3 protein-coding genes and 1 pseudogene are annotated in these 3349 nt (G+C 43.6%); 3 read left to right on the forward strand and 1 reads right to left on the reverse strand.

Going from position 1 to position 3349, the window contains the following annotated elements:
- Positions 1-1476 (forward strand): RHS repeat protein (locus GA0116948_RS20735; RefSeq protein WP_211434885.1); only part of this gene is annotated, 1476 nt, incomplete at its 5' end.
- A 5-nt stretch (positions 1477-1481) separates the two neighbouring features.
- A complete protein-coding gene (locus tag GA0116948_RS20740) occupies positions 1482-2063 on the forward strand; it encodes a hypothetical protein (RefSeq protein ID WP_089715797.1) in 582 nt (193 codons plus the stop codon).
- 219 nt (positions 2064-2282) lie between these two features.
- On the opposite strand, the pseudogene GA0116948_RS21895 reads toward GA0116948_RS20740, so the two are convergent.
- A pseudogene (locus GA0116948_RS21895) lies at positions 2283-2445 on the reverse strand (IS256 family transposase); the annotation flags it as partial.
- Here GA0116948_RS21895 and GA0116948_RS20745 point away from each other — a divergent pair.
- A partial coding sequence (locus tag GA0116948_RS20745) for a hypothetical protein (protein WP_211434886.1) occupies positions 2442-3349 on the forward strand: 908 nt, incomplete at its 3' end. The pseudogene GA0116948_RS21895 and the gene GA0116948_RS20745 overlap by 4 nt on opposite strands.

Raw genomic sequence — 3349 nt, forward strand, 5'->3', positions numbered from 1 at the left:
AAATATACCTACGACGCTACAGGAAACCGGATTTATAAGGAGTATATTAGCGGAGGCGTCACCAGCCGGACCTGGTATGCCCGGGATGCGCAAGGCAACACGCTGGCGGTGTATGGGAATAAGAATGGTGACAGCCAGGTGTACTGGAATGAGCAGGATTTGTATGGGAGCAGCCGGCTGGGTATCTGGCAGCCAGGCATCACGCTGACAGCAGGCACAGGGGCTATCGCCTGGAACCAGGAAGGATTATCCCGGTATGAGCTAACGAACCACCTGGGTAATGTGTTGTCTACCATCAGTGACCAGCGGGTAGGGGTGGATAATGATCATAATGGAACGATAGATTATTATTTGCCGACTATTGCGAGTTATAGTGACTATACGCCGTTTGGGATGCAGATGGTGGATAGGAATGGGAGTGCGGGGGGATATCGATATGGGTTTAATGGGAAGGAGAATGATAATGAGATTGTGGCGGATGAAAATTCTGTAAATTTTGAATTTAGAGAATATGATCCCCGTATTGGACGTTTTAAATCTATAGACCCAAAAAGTCTTGATTATCCATGGCAATCGCCATTTGTATATCATAGAAATAATCCTATAAGTGGAGTTGATTATTTAGGGCTTGGAGATCCTCCAAAATTAGATTGGGAGCATTTTAAAGAGCGGCATCTGTTAAGCGGAAACTTTAGTAAAAGCGCGCCGGTAAATCAACCTAATTCAATAGTAACTAACCCTGCTTGGCAGTCTAGGGATGCGATAGAGAAGCTTCATGCCGAAGCTTTAGAGGTAGCTTCAAAAACTGGCAAAACTGAAGTCGATGTAGTTCTTAGTAATGGTACTAAATGGAATATAAATATTAAAACTGGACACTTTTATCCAGTAGAAGGTGAGGGCATAACAAATATATCAAAAAGTGAGGCGGCGATTTTACGAGCTGCAAAGGCTAATGGGGCATCGGGGGAAACAATATTTGAAAACATAGCTAAAAATAAATCGATTGATGGAACTTTTAGCGAGGAGATGCAAACTTCTCTCAATTCTTTGGCAGAAATTGAAGGTGTTAGCGCGGGCAAGGCTTTGAAACATATTGGACGTTACATGTCATCTGTTGAAACTCCAGCTCTTGGAGCTGGAGAAGCGGCGTTGAGGAGATTTGGAAGTGTAACTAAGTATGTGAAATGGGGAGGGAGAACTTTATTAGTTGTAGCTGCGGCTGCTGATATATATGAAATTTATAGCAGCCAAAATAAAGCAAAGACAATAACCAAAGTAGGTGGCAGATGGGCTGGGGCTTGGGCTGGCGGAACGACGGCGGCCGCTGCTTACGCCAGCGTTGGCGGTGACATGGGCGGGCCATGGGGATGGTTCGGACATGCAGCGTTTACTCTTGGAGGCGCAATAAGTGGTGCATGGGTTGGTGAAAAGACAACAGAAACTGTTTACGAGTGGATTTTTAATAAAGAAGAATAATTTTTATGAAAGAATACAATAAACTAGAAATATTATGCCTTTATTGTTCATATGCTGGAAGAGTAACCAGTTATTATGAATTATGTAATGATGCGGATTTTATGGAGAAAGAGGAATATACTAATAGTGGATTTTTGGCTTCATTAGGAGGGTTTTCTATAACTATTCGCGGATTCAATACTATATTTAATTCTTATGGTTTTTATAATGTGATGAAGGCGACAACTTTTTTATTGAATACTTTGTATTGGCTGGAAGGTAAATACTATGAGGATTGGTTTAATGATTATAGTAATACTGATCTATTATCTATTGAATTTGGAATAAATGAAATTCTAACAATTCGGAAAAATGGGATGGCTGAAATACAGCTTTCCTATTTCAATAAAGAAAAAATGGATCAGTCAAAAAGAGGGGAACATTTTTTTTATGATTTTGTTTTAAGGACGGATGAATGGCTAGAAGCATGTAGGATAGCTTTGGAAGAATACTTCGCTATGTTATTGAAAGTGGTTAGGCAGAATAAACATGACGATGCCGCTATAGTACTATTGAGATATCAAGAAGTTTGGAGGCAGATTAAGTAGTATAGCGTGTTGTGTGGAGTGTGAAGTAAACTTGTCATTTAATAGTTAATCGATAAATCTGGTCGCGTTGGGAAGTTAAATTTTTTTTGTGTGAGTGTAAAATAAAATGTGTCATTTAATAATTCATCGATAAATCTGATCGCGTTGAGAAGTGATATTTTTTTGATGATGCTGGATTATATTTTGCCGTTGCAAAATATGTCACTTCCAAACGAGAGCTTACCCCAATCGCAATCGTAGCCGCTCGCCATATCTAATTGATAATTGAGATAAGGTCAAGCTCAAGTTTTGTAAGGATTTCGTCCACTTTTTTTGAATGTGCTGAGTTGCCAAATAAATCAGCTTCAGCAGGGGCCATATCTGAGGTAAAGGCTCTCTTTGTCGGGAGATGGCATTAGCGGCAGCCCTTCCACCATCGCACGGGATGCAATCTCCTTTTCGCTCAATTACTTTGATAATGACTACCAGGCTATTAATAGTGCTGCTACCGCGCTGGGACTATCCTACCAGCACCAGACGGGAGACGTGGGCGGACAGGCGTTGTTCAATGGCAATATCAGTAGCAGCACACTTTCCTACAGTAATTTAACCAGCGGTACACCGGTGGGGTATGCCTATCATTATGACCAGTTGAACCGTTTACTGCATATGCAGCAGCATGTGCTGAGCGGCGCTGGCACCACCTGGAGCGCGGCGCAGGCGGTAAAAGCCTACGAAGAACAAATCAAGTACGACGGGAACGGTAATATTGTTTTCTTTAACCGCAACGGCTCCCATGCCACTACGGCCAACGTGGTGGAGAGCCAGGCGGATATGGACCGGTTGAGTTATATTTACCCGAAGGATAATAACGGGCAACTAACGGCTAACCGTTTGCGGCATATCCTGGATGGGGTGAGCGGCAGCAATTACGCCAACAAAGACCTGGTGAACCAGGCTGCTGATAATTATCATTACGACAATATTGGCAACCTTACGGCAGATCCTGCAAACGGGGTGAGCCAGATCCAGTGGACGGTATACGGGAAAATTTCGCATATCACGAAAACGAACGGGGATGCGCTGAAATATACCTACGACGCTACAGGAAACAGGATTTATAAGGAGTATATTAGCGGAGGCGTCACCAGCCGGACCTGGTATGCCCGGGATGCGCAAGGCAACACGCTGGCGGTGTATGGGAATAAGAATGGTGACAGCCAGGTGTACTGGAATGAGCAGGATTTGTATGGGAGCAGCCGGCTGGGTACCTGGCAGCCAGGCATCACGCTGACAGCAGGCGCAGG

The organism is Chitinophaga costaii, assembly GCF_900094705.1.
GTDB lineage: Bacteria > Bacteroidota > Bacteroidia > Chitinophagales > Chitinophagaceae > Chitinophaga > Chitinophaga costaii.